The sequence below is a fragment of the Rothia sp. HMSC065C03 genome (assembly GCF_001837295.1).
GTDB lineage: Bacteria > Actinomycetota > Actinomycetes > Actinomycetales > Micrococcaceae > Rothia.
In genome coordinates this window covers 168,314-185,478 of record NZ_KV831988.1, presented here as the reverse complement: position 1 = coordinate 185,478, position 17,165 = coordinate 168,314, and the positions used below count along the sequence as shown (strand labels likewise).

Here is a 17,165-nt window from a genome sequence, read left to right as displayed (position 1 = left end):
AAGTTCATGTAAAGTCCATACAGAATATATGCATGGAATATTGTGGCCATATGATCTACAGGCATTCATTCTCTGGGGTCCCGATATTATCTCATGCGTTATTTTTATAGCAGTTTTTATTGCATGTTCTAAGCGTAGCTACTGGATACCAACCCTCGCAGCTATAGCCGCATTTGTTGTGCAGTGCGTCATCTTGGTACTGCTCTGGGAATACGTTAGGGGACTTATCTACTATCTCCTCTAGAAGCTTTGGGCCGTTGAGGTGCAGGCTTTTACGGAGCTGGAGGTTGCACCATCAGCACCCTAACCGTGCTCCTCAGGGCATGTTGGCTTCCGCTGATTATCGGGCAAATAGCAATACCTGACGCTGGTGTTTTAGTGACATGTTTACTTCAAGAGCCCGGTGGCTTCCGTATTTACGCAAGTCAAGGCGCTGAATAAACTTGTTTGTCGATTTTCCTCCGAGGTGTTGGATTTTAAAAAATAAACATAATTTTCTCTTGACCACGTATCAAAACCGCCCGTATAGTGAAGGGCAACTCGGCATGTTCCAGCCCACAATGAGGTGACATTATGGCCCTGAATTCTAGGACCCCCAACCCCCGCTATAACGCACTGCGATACGGCGCCGCTCTCTTAACCCTGCCCCTGTTTCTAGCCGCCTGCGGTGGTGCGAACACCGCGGCAAGTAGCACCTCCTCACCCTCCACGGCGAGCGCCTCAGCAACGGCAAGCACCACGCCCACCGTCAGCTGCTCCTCATACTCCGCCGAAGCTCTCGCATCAGCAGAAGCCACCAAGCCCGTCCCGCGCACCGATGAACAATACCCCGCGTACATCCAGTACCGGCACATCCTCGTAGACGGCGCCCACATCATTGAGCCCAGCGAAATCGACAGCAAGTGCCACGCCGCACTCAAAGCAGGGCGCAGCGCCCTCCCCGAATACGTTCAAAACATCGATGCCTACAATGCCCACCCCAGCGTCGGACTCACCGACCCCTTCGCCGGTAGCGAGTACCGAGACATCAAGAACCGCAACGAATTCATCCCCCACCGCGCAGACCTGGAAGAAGCCGCCTACCCCGAGATGATTATCCGTCTCTACGAAAAGTGGTACGAGGCAGCCCCCGCAGACATCAAGACGCTCAGCGACGCGAACCGTGCACGATTCCTCGCCACAAGCGCCTACCAGCAGTGGAAGGCCCAGCCCCAAACCCCCAGCAGCTCCCGCCCATAAACCCACTCACGCATAAGCCCGCGCAAAAAGAGTTGTGGCGGTGACCGAACAACGGTCACCGCCACAACTCTTTAAAGGCTCATTACCGGGCTTATTTTTTTTGGGGGGCTACTTGCCCTTCACCTCGCGTGCCAGAGCCAGCAGCTCCTCATGCACCGTCGTATCGCCCGTAACCTCCGGGTGGAAAGAAATACCAATCAGGTTGCCCGAACGCACACCCACAATCTTCCCCTCATGACGAGCCGTCACCTGCACACCCTCACCAGTGCCAGTTACAATCGGCGCACGAATAAACGCCGTATCAATAACCACCTCATCACCGGCAGGGGTCAGCCACGGCAGGCGCACCTCCGCAGAATCAACCTGCGAACCAAACGCGTTACGACCCACCGAAACATCCAAAACACCCAGCGACTGCTGACCCGGTGCCGGATCATCAATACGCTTCGACAACATAATCAGGCCAGCACACGTACCCAGAGTCGGCATGCCCGAAGAAATCGCCTCAATCAGCGGCTCACGTACACCAAAAATACGGGTCAGGCGGTCAATTGTTGACGACTCACCACCCGGCAAAACCAGCGCATCCAGACCCTCAAGCTGCTCCGCGGTACGCACCCAACGCACCTGCGCACCCAAAGACTCCAGCATCTCCGCATGCTCACTCACGCCGCCCTGCAACGCCAAAACACCAACCGTCAAACCCTCACCCGGCAAAATACCGGTAGGCTGAACCTTCTCAACCATCACCGCTCCCTTCACAAAACAACAAACACAACAAACACAAGGAGGGTGGGACCCGCCTCAGCGAACCCCACCCCCTCATCAAACACTCACCCCGAATGCGGGGTGCGCGCACGAATTACCAGCCGCGCTCCGCCAGGCGGTGCGGTGCCGGAATGTCAGCAACGTTAATGCCGACCATAGCCTCACCCAGGCCGCGAGAAGCCTCAGCAACCTTCTCCGGGTCGTTGTAGAAAGCAGTAGCCTTCACGATAGCCTTCGCGCGAGCAACCGGGTCGCCCGACTTGAAAATACCGGAACCAACGAACACGCCGTCAGCACCCAGCTGCATCATCATCGCAGCGTCGGCGGGGGTAGCCACACCACCAGCGGTGAACATCACCACGGGCAGCTTACCGGTCTGAGCAACCTCACGAACCAGCTCGTACGGTGCAGCCAGTTCCTTAGCCTTCACGTACAGCTCATCAGGCATGGTGTTGTACAGGCCCTGCAGCTCAGCAATCTGACGCTTAATGGTGCGGATGTGCTTAGTCGCCTCAGAGACGTCACCGGTGCCCGCCTCGCCCTTCGAGCGGATCATAGCGGCACCCTCGGTGATGCGGCGCAGAGCCTCACCCAGGTTGGTAGCACCACACACGAAAGGAACCTTGAACTGGTGCTTATCAATGTGGTTCACGTAGTCAGCGGGGGAAAGAACCTCAGACTCGTCAATGTAGTCGACCTTCAGGGTCTCCAGGATCTGAGCTTCAACGAAGTGGCCGATGCGTGCCTTCGCCATGACCGGGATCGAAACAGCATCAATGATGCCCTCAATCATGTCCGGGTCAGACATACGAGCCACGCCGCCCTGCGCACGAATATCCGCGGGCACGCGCTCGAGAGCCATGACGGCAACAGCGCCAGCATCTTCAGCGATCTTAGCCTGTTCGGGGGTGACGACGTCCATGATGACGCCGCCCTTGAGCATGTCGGCCAGGCCGCGCTTAACAAGCGGGCTGCCGGTTACGGTGTTGTTATCAGTCATGACCTTATCTTCTCACGTTCTGAGTGTTCGCGCGCACTCACGGAGGCGGATTTTCTGTTCTCTGACACAGTACGCCCCCAAGTTCACGTCAGAACGACACAAAACGTCATGAAAGGTGCCCGCACCCACGAATTGGACAGCCCCGCCAGCGAGCCCAGGGAATAAAACCGCCGGTATACTATTTAACCCACTAGAACCCTGCACACGGGCACCGCGGGTAGGCGCTCACCACGTCGTAAACGCCACCTAGAACAAAAGCCCGCAGGGCAACCATCAACACATTTCACAGACCATGTAGCGCACCAGGAACTGCGCCCGGGCACACCCAAGCAGCACCCGAGCGTCCAGTACCCCTGTGCCCAAGAAAAGGAACAGCATGCTCGAAGTCATCATTGCCCTATCGCTGGCGATTCTTCTGGGTAATATCCTCGCCCATAAAATACGGATAACCCCCGCCATTGTGCTGATATTCATTGGCCTGGCTATCGGCATTATGCCCGCCCACGAACTGCACGAAGTTCAGAGTATCGGCCTGCCGCCGCACGTCATCCTCGAAATCTTCCTGCCCATCATGCTCTTCTGGGAAGCCCGCAACACCTCATGGCGTGAAGCGCGCGCTCGTCTGCGCGGCATTCTGCTCTCGGGCACGGTGCTCGTAATTTTCACGGCGTTCGTTATCGCCTGGGTGCTTCACACATTTATGGGCGTCTACCTGTGGCATGTGGCGCTGATTATCGGTGTGGCGCTCGCCCCCACCGATGCTGTGGCCGTGGCAACGCTCAACGGCAAACTCCCCAAATCTTCCATCACCACCCTTAAAGCGGAAGCACTCATTAACGACGGCACCACCCTAGTTCTTTTCGCACTCGCCCTGCAGCTTGCGGGTGGTCATGAACTTACCCTGGGGACTGCATCCGGAATGTTCTTCTTCTCGTTCCTGATTGGAACTCTCGTTGGCCTGGCCGTCGGATGGGGTGTAGATAAGCTGCGTGCGCACATCGGCAACCCCATGAACTTCAGCGTGTTCATGTTTACCGTGCCGTTTATTGCTTTCTTCCTGGCTGAAGAGATCGAGCCTTTTGAGGGCATGAAAGGTTCCGGAGTGGTGGCTGTGGTGGTCGCCGCTTTCTACCTGACCTATCGCGGACCGGATACCATCAAACCCCAAAACCGTTTCTACGGTCTGCCCATCTGGTCGTTTGTCTCCTATGTCATGAACGGTGCGCTCTTCGTGCTCGTGGGTGTTCAGCTGCCCAGCGCCACAGCGCCTGTGGATGATGTTCTTCGTGAATACAACTATGCGTGGGCTTTGACGTTCGCCGTGATTGTGGTGGCATGGCTTGTTTCCATTGCGGCGCGTTTTATTTTCCTGCACGTCTCGATCGGTATTATTCGTGCCCTTGACCGTTCAGAAAAGCAGAAGCAGCTGCGCACAACTTTCCGTGGCCGTGTAGTGAGTACCTTTGCGGGACTGCGCGGCGGTGTTTCCCTCGCGGTGGCTCTCTCCGTGCCGACTGATGTTCCCGCGCGTGACTTTATTATCTTTGTTGTTGCGGGCGTGGTTCTGCTGTCGATGGTGGTTCAGGGGATGCTCCTGCCGCTCGTTATTAGGTGGGCGAAAATTCCGGTTGATACCACCGAAGAAGATGAGATTAATGAAGCAATCCGCACGATCATTGCCGAGTCCTTCGACTCTGTGGCTGAGATCGGCCAGGAAATTGGTGCACCACAGTGGATTATCGACCGCATTGCCGACGAACAGATGTACAACGCGAGTATACACCGCAACCTGCACACTGTTCGTAAAGACGGTGCGAATGCGCCGGAAGAAGCCCGCCGCATTATTGAAGCGGGCGACCTTGAGAAAGAGCTGCGCCTGCGGCATTTGGAGAAGCAACGCAGCGTGCTCAAGCGCCTGCGTAATGAGCGCATAATCGACACGAATGTGCTCCACGCGATTCAGGAAATCCTGGATATTGAGGAGGTTCGCGTGCTTGGTCCGGTTGAGCTCGAATAGCTCACACTCCTACATGCGATACGTATGAGGCGAGGCGCCCCACCCCTAAACGGGGAGGGGCGCCTCGTTGCTTTTTATGTCTAAACCTCTAGACCCACCACTACGTGGAGACGGTACAATACACTAGCCCGTTTTTTCGCGCGGACCACGCTTCTTGCCGCGCACCGGACACAACACAGACTAGAACCACAGGAACCTATGACGTCCCACCAGACTGAAAATAACGCGCCCAAAAACGGCGCACCCAACAACACCGCACCCGCCGCAGGACACGGCCCGCACGGCGCAAGCGAAGACCCGCAGAACATCTACCTGCTCAAAGAAGCACCCATCCTCAAGGCGCTCCTCTCCCTCGGCGTGCCCATGGCGCTCGGCCTCGCCATCACCAGCATCTACAACGTGGTGAACTCCTACTTCGTCGGCCACTACGGCGGCACCGAAGACCTCGCCGCCACCAGCTACGGCGTGCCCGTCTTCGGCGTCATCATGGCGATCGCAGGCCTGTTCGGCCTGGGCTCCTCAACCCTCGCCTCCCGCAAGCTCGGTGAAGGCCAGCCCGCCCACGAAATTCACCGCGTCACCTCCTTCGCCCTCTACTCGGCGCTCGGTGCCGGTATCGTCGCGGCGGCTATCGGCTTCATCCTCGCCGACCCGATCACCAGCATCATGGGTGCATCCGGCGGCTCCTACGAACCGACCCGCATCTACGTGCACCTCATGTTCCTCGGCGCGCCCCTCGCTATCGGCATGTTCACCCTCGAACAGCTCGTCCGATCCGAAGGCTACGCCAAGCAGTCCATGTACGGCATCATCGTTGGCACCGTCGTCACCTGCATCTTCGACGTGCTGTTCATCGCCATCATGGGCATGGGCGTCGCCGGTGCCGGTTGGGCGATGCTGCTGGCGAACGGCGCATCCATGCTGTACTACCTGCTGTTCCTGATGCGTCAGAGCGAGAACTTCTACGCAAACATCCGCGACTTCTCCCTCGACCCCGCCATTATCAAGCCCGTGGTCGCGGTCGGTGCCGCCGAGCTCATTCAGAGCCTCAACCTGATCTTCGCCGCCCTGCTGCTGAACAACCTCGCCGCCTCCTACGGTGACGACACCGTCGCGGCGTTCGGCCTGGCAATGCGCCTGAACATGGTGCCCGAAATGCTCTGCATGGGCCTGTGCATGGGCGGTATCCCGCTGTACGCCTACGCGTACGGTGCCCGCAACGGCGCTCGCGTGAAGGAGGCACTGCGCACCGCAACGATCCTGTCCGTGGCGACCTCCGCGATCATCACCATTCCGGTGCTGATTTTCCGCCGTGAACTGCTCGCCGTGGTTGGCGATGCAAGCCTCATCGACACCGGTGAAGAGGTCATGATCGCACTCATGCTCGCCGCCGTGTTCAACGCGGTCAGCATCGTGTTTGTGTCTTGGTTCCAGGCGTCCGGTAAGGGTCGCCCGGCAATGCTGATGACCATCGGTATTGCGCTGCTGTTCTTCCCAGCCGTGTACTTCGGCAACATGTGGTTCGGATTTAAGGGCCTGACCTGGGCGTTCCCCTTCACCCAGGTGCTCGCCTGCGCGCTGGGTCTGGTGCTGTTCCTCGCCACCGGTGGCGCGAAGGTACCGCCCGCTGAAGCTGAGGTTGAGACTGGAGGTTCTGAGGATTCGGAGGTTCAGGCTGCCTAGGTTTCTGGCGCACAGCCCGAACAGAAGGCATAGTCCTCGGTCTGCAAAAGCATAGTAAAAGCCCTGGACTCCCACCAAGGGAGTTCAGGGCTTTTACGTTAGTTCTTATGCCGGTTGAGGCGCTAGTTCTTCCACCAGGAATCAAAAATCGTCACCGGAGTAGTGCGCTTATGACGGCTACGCAGGTAAATCTGCTCCAGTTTCGCAGCTGCCGCCTCGTCGATTTCCTTACCCTCCAGGTAATCATCAATCTGCGGGTAAGTCAGACCCAGCTCATCCTCATCGGTACGGCCGGGCACGCCGTCCAGCAGGTCAGCCGTCGGCGGCTTAGCCCACAGACGCTCAGACGCACCCAAAACACGCAGTAGCAGCTGGTTCTGGCGCTTATTCAGGCCAGCCAGCGGCAGCAGGTCCGCGCCGCCGTCACCGAACTTCGTGAAGAAACCCGTAATGGACTCCGCCGCATGGTCGGTACCCACCACCAGGTAGCCGGGGCCGCCAGCAATCGCGTACTGGGCGATCATGCGGGCGCGCGCCTTCACATTACCCTTGTTGAAGTCGCTCATCTGTTCGCCGGTTGCGTCAGTGTAGGCGGTGTCGAAACCGTCGACAGCCTCCGCAATGTTGAAGGTCAGAGAGCGGGTGGGCTGGATGAAACGCAGCGCCTCCTGCGCGTCCTCTTCGTCGTGCTGCACACGGTAGGGCAGGCGCACCGCCACGAACTCGGTGGTGCGGCCACGCTCGTTGAGGCGGTCCACCGCCAGCTGGCAGAGGCGACCCGCCAGGGTGGAGTCGATACCGCCGCTGATGCCCAGTACCAGGCCGCGGCTTCCGGTGGCTTCCAGGTAGTCGCAGATGAACTGGATGCGGCGCTCCACTTCTTCGCGTGCCTGCTCTTCGGTCATGTTGGGCTTGACGCCCATTTCACGGATGATCTGTGCCTGTAATTCACGCATGACTTAAGTGTACGCTCCACCTTATAGCCCGTGCGGTGAACCGCCGGGGGGAGGCGAGGTAGTGTTCCACACGGTGCGTTCAGCGCGGCGTACGCGGCGGGTTCAATATCGTTTCAGCCCTGAAAATACACAGCATACTCACCGGTAAAAACCCTGTGCGACAACCCGTGCGGCTGTTAGCATGAACATACGGTTCAAATACCGTTCAAAACAGCCGGTGATGAGGGAAAACGCCCCCACACCTGCTACGCCACAGAACACGTCAACCAAGGATGGTGAAGACAGCACCATGGCAAAAACAAAAACTGAACTCTACGACGAGCTCGTAGACATCGAAACCAGCCTCGAAAACCACCCGCTCACCTCCGGGAAAATAGCGGAGGCGGGCATCATCATCGAGCAGATGAAGGAGCAGGGCGCCACCCAGGAAGAAATCAATGAGGCACTCATCCGGCAGGGGCTGCCTTCCCTCGTGGAGATAGGCAAGAGTACCTTGCTGCAGTCTTTTAGCCTCTGGAAGCTGAGTCACCGCAAGTCCAAGGTGGAAGCCGCCATTGAGAAGCTCAACCGTAAAGAAGCCCGCCAACGCTAACTAGGCCGCCTCGGGCAGGGCGAGGCAAGCAAATACCCCCGGTAGATGCGTACAGCATCCACCGGGGGTATTTCTTTCGAAGGAATAATCAGTGGCTTAGATTTTCAAAGGCGCTCTCATAGCGGTCAATGAAGTCAGCCGCCGCGTTCAGAAGCTCCTCCTGATTGAGGGCATCCTGGATAGCTGACAGCGTCTCATCCTCGCCGTTCTGAACCTGTAACTCACGCATAAGTTAAGTCTACGCCGCAGACATAACAGCCCACAGAAAAGGCCGTGCCGGGGCAGAAAACTCCACTCCGACACGGCCCTCACATCCGCATCCGACTAGCGGTTATTCAGCACACGCACGTTATAGCGGTGCAAGAACGCCGCCATCGCGCCACGCTCAATCGGCTGAACCGGACGGAACGAACCATCAGCCCAACCAGTCGTAATACGCTGCTCAGCCAACCACGAAATCTCACGATAGAACTGGCTACCGGCCGACACGTCACTAAACGGCGACGCCACCGGAGCAGAATACGCCGGTGAACCCGCAAAACGGTAGAAGAACGCCGCCATAGCATCACGATTCACCGCAGCATTCGGACGGAACGTACCATCCGACCAGCCGGTCGTAATACCGCGGGCACGCATCCACTCAATCTCCTTGTAGAACGGGTGGTCACGCGGCACATCCTTAAAGCTCGGGGTGCTCGGCGCAGTGAACTGAGGCGAACCCGCCATACGGTAGAAGAACGCCGCCATCGCGCCGCGCTCCACCGAACCGTTCGGGCGGAACGTACCGTCCGGGTAGCCGGTCGTAATACGACGCTGAGCCAGCCAGTTAATGTCATTCACGAACGGGTAATCCGCCGGAACATCCGTAAAGTGCGCGCTCGCGGCGGTAGCCTCAGAGTTCGACGAGACATGCAGAACCTGCGCACGCTCACCCGCAGCCCCATTCACGCCGGACAGGTCGCCGGTCGCATTGTGCATGTGCAGGAACAGCGCAGAAACGTTCTTCGCGTCGCCGTTACGGTGCGCCACCAGCTGAGTCTCCGGTGCATCCACGAACAGGTTCGGAACCCCCGCCGAATCGCCGCTGAACCACAGCTTCGGCGCCGCATAGTTGAACACCACCGAATCAGTCGTATCAACCACGGTCGTTGCGGAGAACGCGCTCGAAGTGGTCACCGAGTACGAAATCTCAGTGGACTCGGCGTTCGGGTCCAGACCCAGAACGCTCAGCGGAACAGTCATCACCAGGGTGTTCGAATCCATGATGTTGGTGTCCGTATCACCCCAGGTGCCGTTCAGCGGGTACAGGGCATCGGGGATAGCCACCCACTTGCCGTTGCTACGCTTAGAAACCTTCACCAGCGGGTAGTCCAGGCCCTTCTCACGTACCGTCTGCAGGCGGTAGTCGCTCACGCCGTCCTTGTCGGTATCAACGAACACGTAGTAGGTGCCGCGCGGGGTCACCTCCTGCCAGTTACCCCAGGTGGAAATACCGAAGGACAGGCGCGCGTTGGAGGTATCCGCACCGGCAGCCTTCAACGCCGCCACATTCGAGGCGGCACCCACGTACTGCAGGTCCATGCGGGAATCCGAACCCACACCCAGCTTCGCGGTGGGGATGCGCGGGCTCGAAGCGCCCAGCTCAAAGGCACCCAGCAGGGAGCGGTAACCGCCCTGATCCACCGCGGTACCCTGCAGGGTCAGGGTCTGCTCCAGGGCACCCACGCCGTTCGTGTCAAAGTGAATATCTGCACCGGCTACGCGCATTGCGGAGACCGGTTTCGGGGCCACATGCAGCGGCATGCGCAGGGTCTTCACCGCAGCCGACGAATCAGCGTCGGTCAGGATCAGGCGGCCCGAAGCGCTCGCAATGTACTGGCGGGCACCCGAAATGGTGACCGTACCGGTCGAGTAGTTCACCGAATCCTGGTTCGGGTACATGGACGGGTCGCGGGTCTTCTCCAGCTTCGACGGGTCAATGCGCACCGTCACGGTGAACGTTGCCTTCTGACCGGCACCCACAGACACGGACTGCGGGTAGGAGAACTCCACACCCGGGATGCTCGTGCTTCCCTCATAGTCCAGGGTGTAGGTGTGCGCCACCGAGTCGGTGTTCTCGACGCTCACGCGGTGCTGCAGGGTCTGCACACCGGCGTTCGGGGTGTACTCGAGCACGCCGAAAGTGTCCGAAACCTGTTCGGGGCGTGCCGCGTTGAACAGCATGACGCGGTCAGCCACCGCCGCACGCGTGTTGATGCGGCCGGTACCCACACGGTCCACCGCGTAGGGGTTGCCCCAGGCGTCCTGCATGTGGTGGTCGGCGGTGTTCATGATGACGGTCTTAAGCATGCGCGGACCGTACTCCGGGTGCGCCTGCATGATCAGCGCCGCAACACCGGCAACAAACGGCGTGGACATGGACGTACCGGTCTTCACGCTCGAACCGGTGCCGCTACCAACCTCGATGGAGGAAATGTTCGTGCCCGGTGCCGCAACGTCCGGCTTGGTGATGCCGTGCGAACCGTGCAGGCCGCGCGCGGTGGAGGTGTTCGCCTGATCCAGCTTGCCGTTGGGCACGCGGATCGAGTCGCGCAGGTTCTCGCCGAGCTGCAGGGTCAGCTCACCCGAATCAATCTGCGCGGAAAGGCGCTCCACCTGGCTCTTTGCCAGGCGCACGCCCGGAATGGAGGAGTTACCGCCGATAGCGGTGTCACCGACCTCAGTGTTCGAGGTGAGCACCACGCCGGTTGCGCCCGCCGCCTGCAGGTTGTCGAAGCGTACCTTCGAACCGCAGGGTGCGGTGCCGTCAGCGTCCGCCCAGTCGATGAGGGCCCACTTGCCCTTCAGGGCTGCGGCTTCCTCTTCGGTGAAGGCTTCGCAGGCGTAGCGGTTGCGGGAGGCGGCACGCACCACGGTGCCGCGCAGCTGCTCCTCGGTCGCCTTCGAGTAGTCGAAGCTCACCGAGTAGTCACCGTAGGTGTCCGCCTCGTTCGCGGGGGCGAGAATCTTCACGCGGTCCACCAGCTGGGTCGAGCCGATGGAGTTTGCCACGGTCAGGCCGTAGGCGCTGGTGCCGGGGCCGCCCGAGTTGGAGTAGGTGTCACCCACGGCGTTGTAGTTGTTGGCGTTACCCGCCGCAACCACGGAGAGGATGCCCTCACGGTAGAGGGAACCGACCGCGTAGTTCACGGTCTCATCGAACACGCCGAACTCGTTGCCGAGCGACAGGTTTGCGATGTCGGCACGGTCGGAGAAGTCGCCGTCGTCGTTGGGGTCGAGCACACGGTCCAGGCCCTTGGGGACGAACGCGGTGGTGCCCTTACAACCGAAAATGCGCAGGCCAATCAGCTGGGCGTCCGGCGCGGAGCCGGGGCCGATCTTCATGTCCTTGAGCTGCTCTTCGGTGAGCTTGGAGTAGTCGCCGTGGAAGGTGCTGCCGTCCGCGTTCACGCCGTAACCTGCTGCGGTGCCCGCCACGTGGCTGCCGTGGCCGCCGCAGTCGAGCGGGTTGTTATCCGGGTGGGGAGTGGAGGTTTCCTTCTTGCCGGAGTTGTAGTCGTCACCGACCAGGTCGTAACCGCCGAGGAACTTCTTCGGATCGTAGGTGCCCTCGGGAATCGTGTCGGATGCCTTCGCCTTCTCGAAGGCTTCCTGCGTGCCGGGGCCGCCCAAATCGGCGTGCGTGTAGTCGATACCGGTATCGAGCACGACAATCTTCACGCCCTTGCCGGTGTAGCCGGTGGAGGCGGGGTTCGCCGGGCTCTTCGCCCACACGGAGAGCGTGTCCGTATCAATGAGGGTGCCGCTGTTCTGCGGTGCCATGTCCTCAATGATGCTGATGCGTTCCACATCGTCGCGGTTCGCGAGCGCACGAATCTGCTCGACGTTACCGTAGAGCGCCACGCCGCGCATCGTGTTGTGGGTGGTGTACAGGACCTGCGCGCCGGATTCCTTCGCCGCGGAGGCACCCTGCTGCTGCACGCTGGCGCGGATTGCCTGCACCTGTGCTTGCGCGTTGACGGGTGCCTGCGCGCGGGAGCGGACCGCGTCCGGCTGGGTCTGGGCGTACGCACCCTGACCCTTGAATCGGACGAACACGGCGCGTTCGCCGGTGGCGCCGTCCAGGCTGGGGGAGAGAACTTCGTTGTTGTTCTCGCCGGTGCCGGTATTCTGGTGGGGTGCGTCCCGGTCTGCGCCGCGTACTACGCCCGGTGCCGCGTAGGCGGCGGTACCGAACGGCAGAGCGGTCAGCCCGAGGGTGAGCCCCAGGGTGAGTGCGCCGCAGCTGCGTGCCAGCTGCTTGAGGCGACCCGGCTGTGTGTGCCGGGCTGCTCGCGCGGGGGTAGCTTCAGGGAAGGTTGCCACTGAATGCTCCTTTTTAGTGATGGTGTGTTTCTTAGCGGTTTCTGCACCGAGGTTCTGCGCGGAGAGTTCTACGCCGAGGGGGTTCTGCACCGAGAGTGCTTCGGTGCGTCTCCAGTGTGCCCATGCGGCGTGAACGTCAAGGTTCATGCCGATGGTGAAGAAACCTTCATTTATTGTCTCAACGATTCTTTATATAACCTAGTCAGACTCGTATTACGGAACATTGCGCGTAAATACAAAGCACCCGACCACAGAAAAAAGGGAGCCGCACCGCCGCAGATAAACTGCAACGGTACGGCTCCCTCGGTAGAACCTGCTGAGGTAGCACCTACAGCGGTAGAACCTTATGAACCCTAGAATTCAGGGTTTTTAGATCCTGTGCCCCTAAATTTCAGGGCTTTCCTTCAGCACACCCGTGCTGTAGCGGTACACGAACGCCGCCATAGCGTCGCGGTGCACCGGCTCCACGGGGCGGAACGAACCATCGGGCCAGCCGGTGGTCACGCCCTGCTCAGCCAGCCACGAGATCTCGCGGTAGAACTGCTTGTCGGTCGGAACGTCCGTGAAACGAGCCTGCGCGGGGGCAGTGTACTCGGGCGAACCTGCGTAACGGTAGAAGAACGCAGCCATCGCGTCACGGTTCACCGAACCCTCCGGGCGGTAGGTGCCATCGGGCCAGCCGGTCGTGATGCCCTGAGCCTTCATCCACTCAATCTCCTTGTAGTAGGGGTGGTTGAGCGGAACATCCGAGAAGCTCGGGGTGGACGGTGCGGTGTACTGCGGCGAGCCGCTCATACGGTAGAAGTACGCAGCCATGGTTGCGCGGTCCATGTTGTTCAGCGGGCGGAAGGTGCCGTCCTGGTAGCCGCGGTCAATCTGACGGGCAGCAATCCACGTGATTTCACGGTAGAACTGGTTATCCGCCGGAACGTCGGTGAAGCGCGCATCGTGGAGGGTGCGAGCCACCTTCACGACCTGTGCACGGTCGCCAGCGGCAACACCGTTAGCGGTCTTACGGCCGCTCAGGTCACCGGTCGCGTTGTGCATGTGCAGGAACAGAGCCTGACGCTCCTTGTTGTTGTTCTTGCGGTGAACGGTCAGCTGACCGCCGTCACGGTCCACGAACAGGCCGGGCACGCCCGACTCCTCACCGGTGAACCAAACACCGGGGTTGAAGGGGGAGTACTCGATAGCCGAGGTGGTGTCCACGTAGGAGTTACCCTCGTTGTGCCAGGTGTCAGTCTGCACCGTGTACTTGATGCTCTGAGCCTTCTCAGCGGTCAGACCCAGGTCCTTCAGCGGCACGCCCAGAATCATGGTGTTGGTGTCCATGATGTTGGTGTCGGTATCGCCCCAGGCGTTGTTCAGCGGGTAGCGTGCCACCACGGTGGATGCGTTACCGGAGATGGACCAGACCTTCACCAGCGGGTAGTCCAGACCCTTCTCGCGGGTCACTTCCAGAACGTAGTCGGCGGTGGAGTCGTTGTTGGTATCAATCTGCACCTGTACCTGACGGCCCCAGTGCATGCTATCCCAGGTGCCCCAGGTCGAAATACCGAAGAACAGAGAACCATCGTTCGGGTTCTTGCCGGCAGCCTTCAACGCCGGAGCGTCCGAAGCGGCACCCACATACTGCAGGTCAACAGACTGGTTCGACGGCAGCTTCAGCTGACCGGACGGAATACGGTCACTGATCGCACCCAGCTCAAACGCACCCAGAAGCGAACGGTAACCACCCTGGTTCAGGGTCGTACCGCGCAGAGTCACCGTGGACTCCTTATCGGAGACGCCCTTGTAATCAATACGGGACGCATCCACACGCATCTTCGAGACGGGCTTCGGAGCCACGTGAATCGACTGGCGGATCGCCTCGCGACCATTCTCAGAGAAAATCAGGCGACCAGAAGCGCTCGCAATGTACTGGCGCTTACCAGCAGCCAGAGTCTTACCGGTCGTCCAGTCCTGAGCGACCTGGTCGGCGCTCATCGCCGGGTCCATGGTCTTCTCCAGCTTGGAAGGGTCAATACGCACGGTTACGGTCACGTTCTTACGCTCACCGGCACCCACGCTCACCTGCTGCGGGTAGGAGTACTCCACACCCGGGATGGTCGTGCTTGCCTCGTAGCTCAGGGTGTAGGTGTGAGCCTGCGAATCGGTGTTGTCCAGCACGATTTCACGCTGAACAGTCTGAATACCCGAATCGGGGGTGTACTCCAGCACACCAAACGCGGTCGAAACACGCTCGGGGGTCTTCGCATCGTACGCAATGACCTTCGCGTCCACGGCGGCGCGAGCATTCACCATGCCCGTACCCACACGATCCACCGCGTACTGCGTACCCTGCTCATTCTTGATCGGGGTGGACGCGCCGTTCATCAGCGCAGCCTTAATCATCTGCGGGTTGTAATCCTGATGCGCCTGCATCACCAGAGCGGCAACACCGGCAACATGCGGGGTCGCCATGGAGGTACCGGTGAAGGAAACACCCTTATTACCCGTGCCCACAGCGGCAGAGACAATCTCAGTACCCGGTGCCGCAAGGTCAGGCTTAATGAAGCCATCAGAACCGTGCTGACCGCGAGCGCTCGAGGAATTCAAATCAAAAGCGTGCGAGTGAGGACCGCGGCCCGAAGCCTTGTAGTCCAGGTTCATCTCAACGGTCACCGGACCGGCTGCCAGGGCCTTCTCCAGGTCCTTCGTCGAAGAAGCAGTCAGACGCAGACCCGGAATGGTCGCATTACCACCAATGCCAATCGTGTAGCGCTCAGCCTTACCGGCCATCACCACGCCAACACCGCCGGCAGCCTGAACGTTATCGAAACGCACCTTCGAACCGCACGGGAACGTCAAATCGTCCTGATCCCACTCGAAGTAAACCCACTTACCCTTCAAAGCCTTCGCCTCTTCAGCAGTGAAAGCCTCGCAAGCGTAACGGTTACGCTTCGGTGCAGCAACAACCTCGCCGCGCAGCTGATCAGCGGATGCCTTCGAATAATCGAAGTTCACCGAATAATCACCCTGCAACCACTCCAAACCAGTCTTCGTGGTCGTGCGGACACGGTCAATCGGCTGAGTCGAACCGTAGGCGTTCGCCACCGACAGCGCCGCAGCCGCATTCGCCGGGCTACCCGAATCGGAGTAGGTGTCACCCACACCGTTGTAGTTATTGGCGTTACCGGCAGCAGCCACAGTGAACACACCCTGGCGCGCCATCGTATTAATCATGTACGACTCAGGGTCGTCAGCCGGGGCGAACTCGCCACCGAGCGACAGGTTCACAATGTCGGCGCGGTCAGAGAAATCACCGTCACCATTCGGGTCCATCACGGTATCGAGCGCCTTCATCACAACACTCGAATTGCCGTAGCAACCGAACACACGAATCGCCAAAATCTGAGCGTCAGGAGCAGTACCTGGGCCAATAGACATGCCCTTCAGCTGCTCTTCCGTCAGGTTCTTGTAATCGCCACGGTAAGTCGTACCGTTCGCCGTCACACCATAACCGGCGGCAGTACCCGCCACGTGTGTGCCGTGACCGCCAGAACCGAAACCATCCGGGCGGCAATCCAGCGGGTTATTATCCGGCTGCGGAGTCGACTTCTCAGCCACCGACGCATTGTAGTCATCACCGACCAAGTCAATGCCGCCAATGAACTTATTACGATCAATCAGGCCCGAATCAGCGGACGGAAGCTCCGTCATCGCCTTAGCCTTCAGGTACGAATCCACCGTACCGGGGCCACCAAAATCAGCGTGCGTATAGTCAACACCAGAGTCAACAACCGCAATCTTCACGCCCTTACCCGTGTACCCCGTATTCTCACGAGTCCACGTGGCAAGAGTCTTCGTATCAATCTCGCTACCGGAGTTCATACGCTCCTTCGCGATAATCGGCGAAATACGCTCCACATCCGGGCGCTCCGCCAACGCACGAATCTGCGCAGCATCACCAGTAATCGCCGCACCACGCATCGCATTATGCGTGGTGTACATCAGCTTCGCGCCAGAAGCAGCCGCCACAGACTGAGCCTGCGACTGCACCTGAGCTGCAATAGCCTGCACCTGCGCCTGACGGTTCGCCGGCGCCTCCTTACGTGCCAGAACAGCCGCGGACTGGGTCTGCTCATACGCGCCCTTGCCCTTGAACTGAACATACACGGTGATTTGGCCTTCAGCCTTCTGCAGGCCCGGGCTGATACGCGAGGCAGCGTCACCGGATGCGCTCGCAGTGCTTCCTTCGACCTGCTGGGGGCTCTGAGCGTGAGCTGCAGAGAAAGTGGCGGGAACGCCGAGAGTAAGGGCAAGAGCCGCACTCAAACCGGTCGCACCGACAGCCTTCATTCTGCGGCGTGGCGCATGAGGCGTTGTCATGGAATCCTCCTTCGGATTTTCTATTTTTCGGTAATGCTGTGTGCTCTGTGGTTGTGTATCGGTGATACGCGGAGGCGGCCCCACCGGCAGACGACGAGTGAGTGCATCCGCCGGTGAAACCGCCACCAAAACTTGAGAGGTTCCGGGATTTTCAGGCCCCGGACCCTGCCGGTT

10 protein-coding genes are annotated in these 17,165 nt (G+C 59.7%); 4 read left to right on the top strand and 6 right to left on the bottom strand.

From position 1 onward, the window contains the following. The first annotated feature begins 573 nt into the window (after nt 1–573). Complete coding sequence (locus HMPREF2605_RS04160; protein WP_070847054.1) at nt 574–1,239, top strand: hypothetical protein; 666 nt, start codon at nt 574–576, stop codon at nt 1,237–1,239. 108 nt (nt 1,240–1,347) lie between these two features. Here HMPREF2605_RS04160 and pdxT read toward each other — a convergent pair whose 3' ends face one another. Together pdxT and pdxS are read right to left on the bottom strand one after the other, a co-directional pair. After that, nucleotides 1,348–1,986 carry a pyridoxal 5'-phosphate synthase glutaminase subunit PdxT gene (gene pdxT / locus HMPREF2605_RS04155; RefSeq protein WP_070847052.1) on the bottom strand — a complete coding sequence of 213 codons (639 nt, stop codon included), beginning with the start codon at nt 1,984–1,986 and terminating at the stop codon, nt 1,348–1,350. Nucleotides 1,987–2,101: 115 nt separating this feature from the next. After that, nucleotides 2,102–3,007, bottom strand: coding sequence for a pyridoxal 5'-phosphate synthase lyase subunit PdxS (gene pdxS, locus HMPREF2605_RS04150; protein ID WP_005507298.1), 906 nt, complete (start codon nt 3,005–3,007; stop codon nt 2,102–2,104). A 376-nt stretch (nt 3,008–3,383) separates the two neighbouring features. On the opposite strand from pdxS, the gene HMPREF2605_RS04145 reads away from it, so the two are divergent. Together HMPREF2605_RS04145 and HMPREF2605_RS04140 are read left to right on the top strand one after the other, a co-directional pair. Then, nucleotides 3,384–5,024, top strand: coding sequence for a Na+/H+ antiporter (locus HMPREF2605_RS04145; RefSeq protein ID WP_049354405.1), 1,641 nt, complete (start codon nt 3,384–3,386; stop codon nt 5,022–5,024). Between the two features lie 198 nt (nt 5,025–5,222). Next, complete coding sequence (locus HMPREF2605_RS04140) at nt 5,223–6,707, top strand: MATE family efflux transporter (RefSeq protein ID WP_070847050.1); 1,485 nt, start codon at nt 5,223–5,225, stop codon at nt 6,705–6,707. A gap of 122 nt (nt 6,708–6,829) precedes the next feature. Here HMPREF2605_RS04140 and nadE read toward each other — a convergent pair whose 3' ends face one another. Beyond that, nucleotides 6,830–7,663 (bottom strand): ammonia-dependent NAD(+) synthetase, encoded by an 834-nt coding sequence (gene nadE, locus HMPREF2605_RS04135; protein WP_070737927.1) that lies wholly within the window; start codon nt 7,661–7,663, stop codon nt 6,830–6,832. 289 nt (nt 7,664–7,952) lie between these two features. Between nadE and HMPREF2605_RS04130 the strand changes: the two genes are divergently transcribed. Then, complete coding sequence (locus HMPREF2605_RS04130) at nt 7,953–8,255, top strand: hypothetical protein (protein WP_049343529.1); 303 nt, start codon at nt 7,953–7,955, stop codon at nt 8,253–8,255. A gap of 88 nt (nt 8,256–8,343) precedes the next feature. Here HMPREF2605_RS04130 and HMPREF2605_RS09500 read toward each other — a convergent pair whose 3' ends face one another. From HMPREF2605_RS09500 to HMPREF2605_RS04120, 3 genes are all read right to left on the bottom strand, one after another. Continuing rightward, a complete protein-coding gene (locus HMPREF2605_RS09500) occupies nt 8,344–8,484 on the bottom strand; it encodes a hypothetical protein (RefSeq protein WP_161800387.1) in 141 nt (46 codons plus the stop codon). A gap of 95 nt (nt 8,485–8,579) precedes the next feature. Beyond that, the gene (locus tag HMPREF2605_RS04125) at nt 8,580–12,620 is read right to left on the bottom strand and encodes a S8 family serine peptidase (RefSeq protein ID WP_070847129.1); all 4,041 of its coding nucleotides are present in this window, start codon (nt 12,618–12,620) and stop codon (nt 8,580–8,582) included. A gap of 384 nt (nt 12,621–13,004) precedes the next feature. After that, complete coding sequence (locus tag HMPREF2605_RS04120; RefSeq protein WP_070847048.1) at nt 13,005–16,991, bottom strand: S8 family serine peptidase; 3,987 nt, start codon at nt 16,989–16,991, stop codon at nt 13,005–13,007. Between the last annotated feature and the right edge of the window lie 174 nt (nt 16,992–17,165).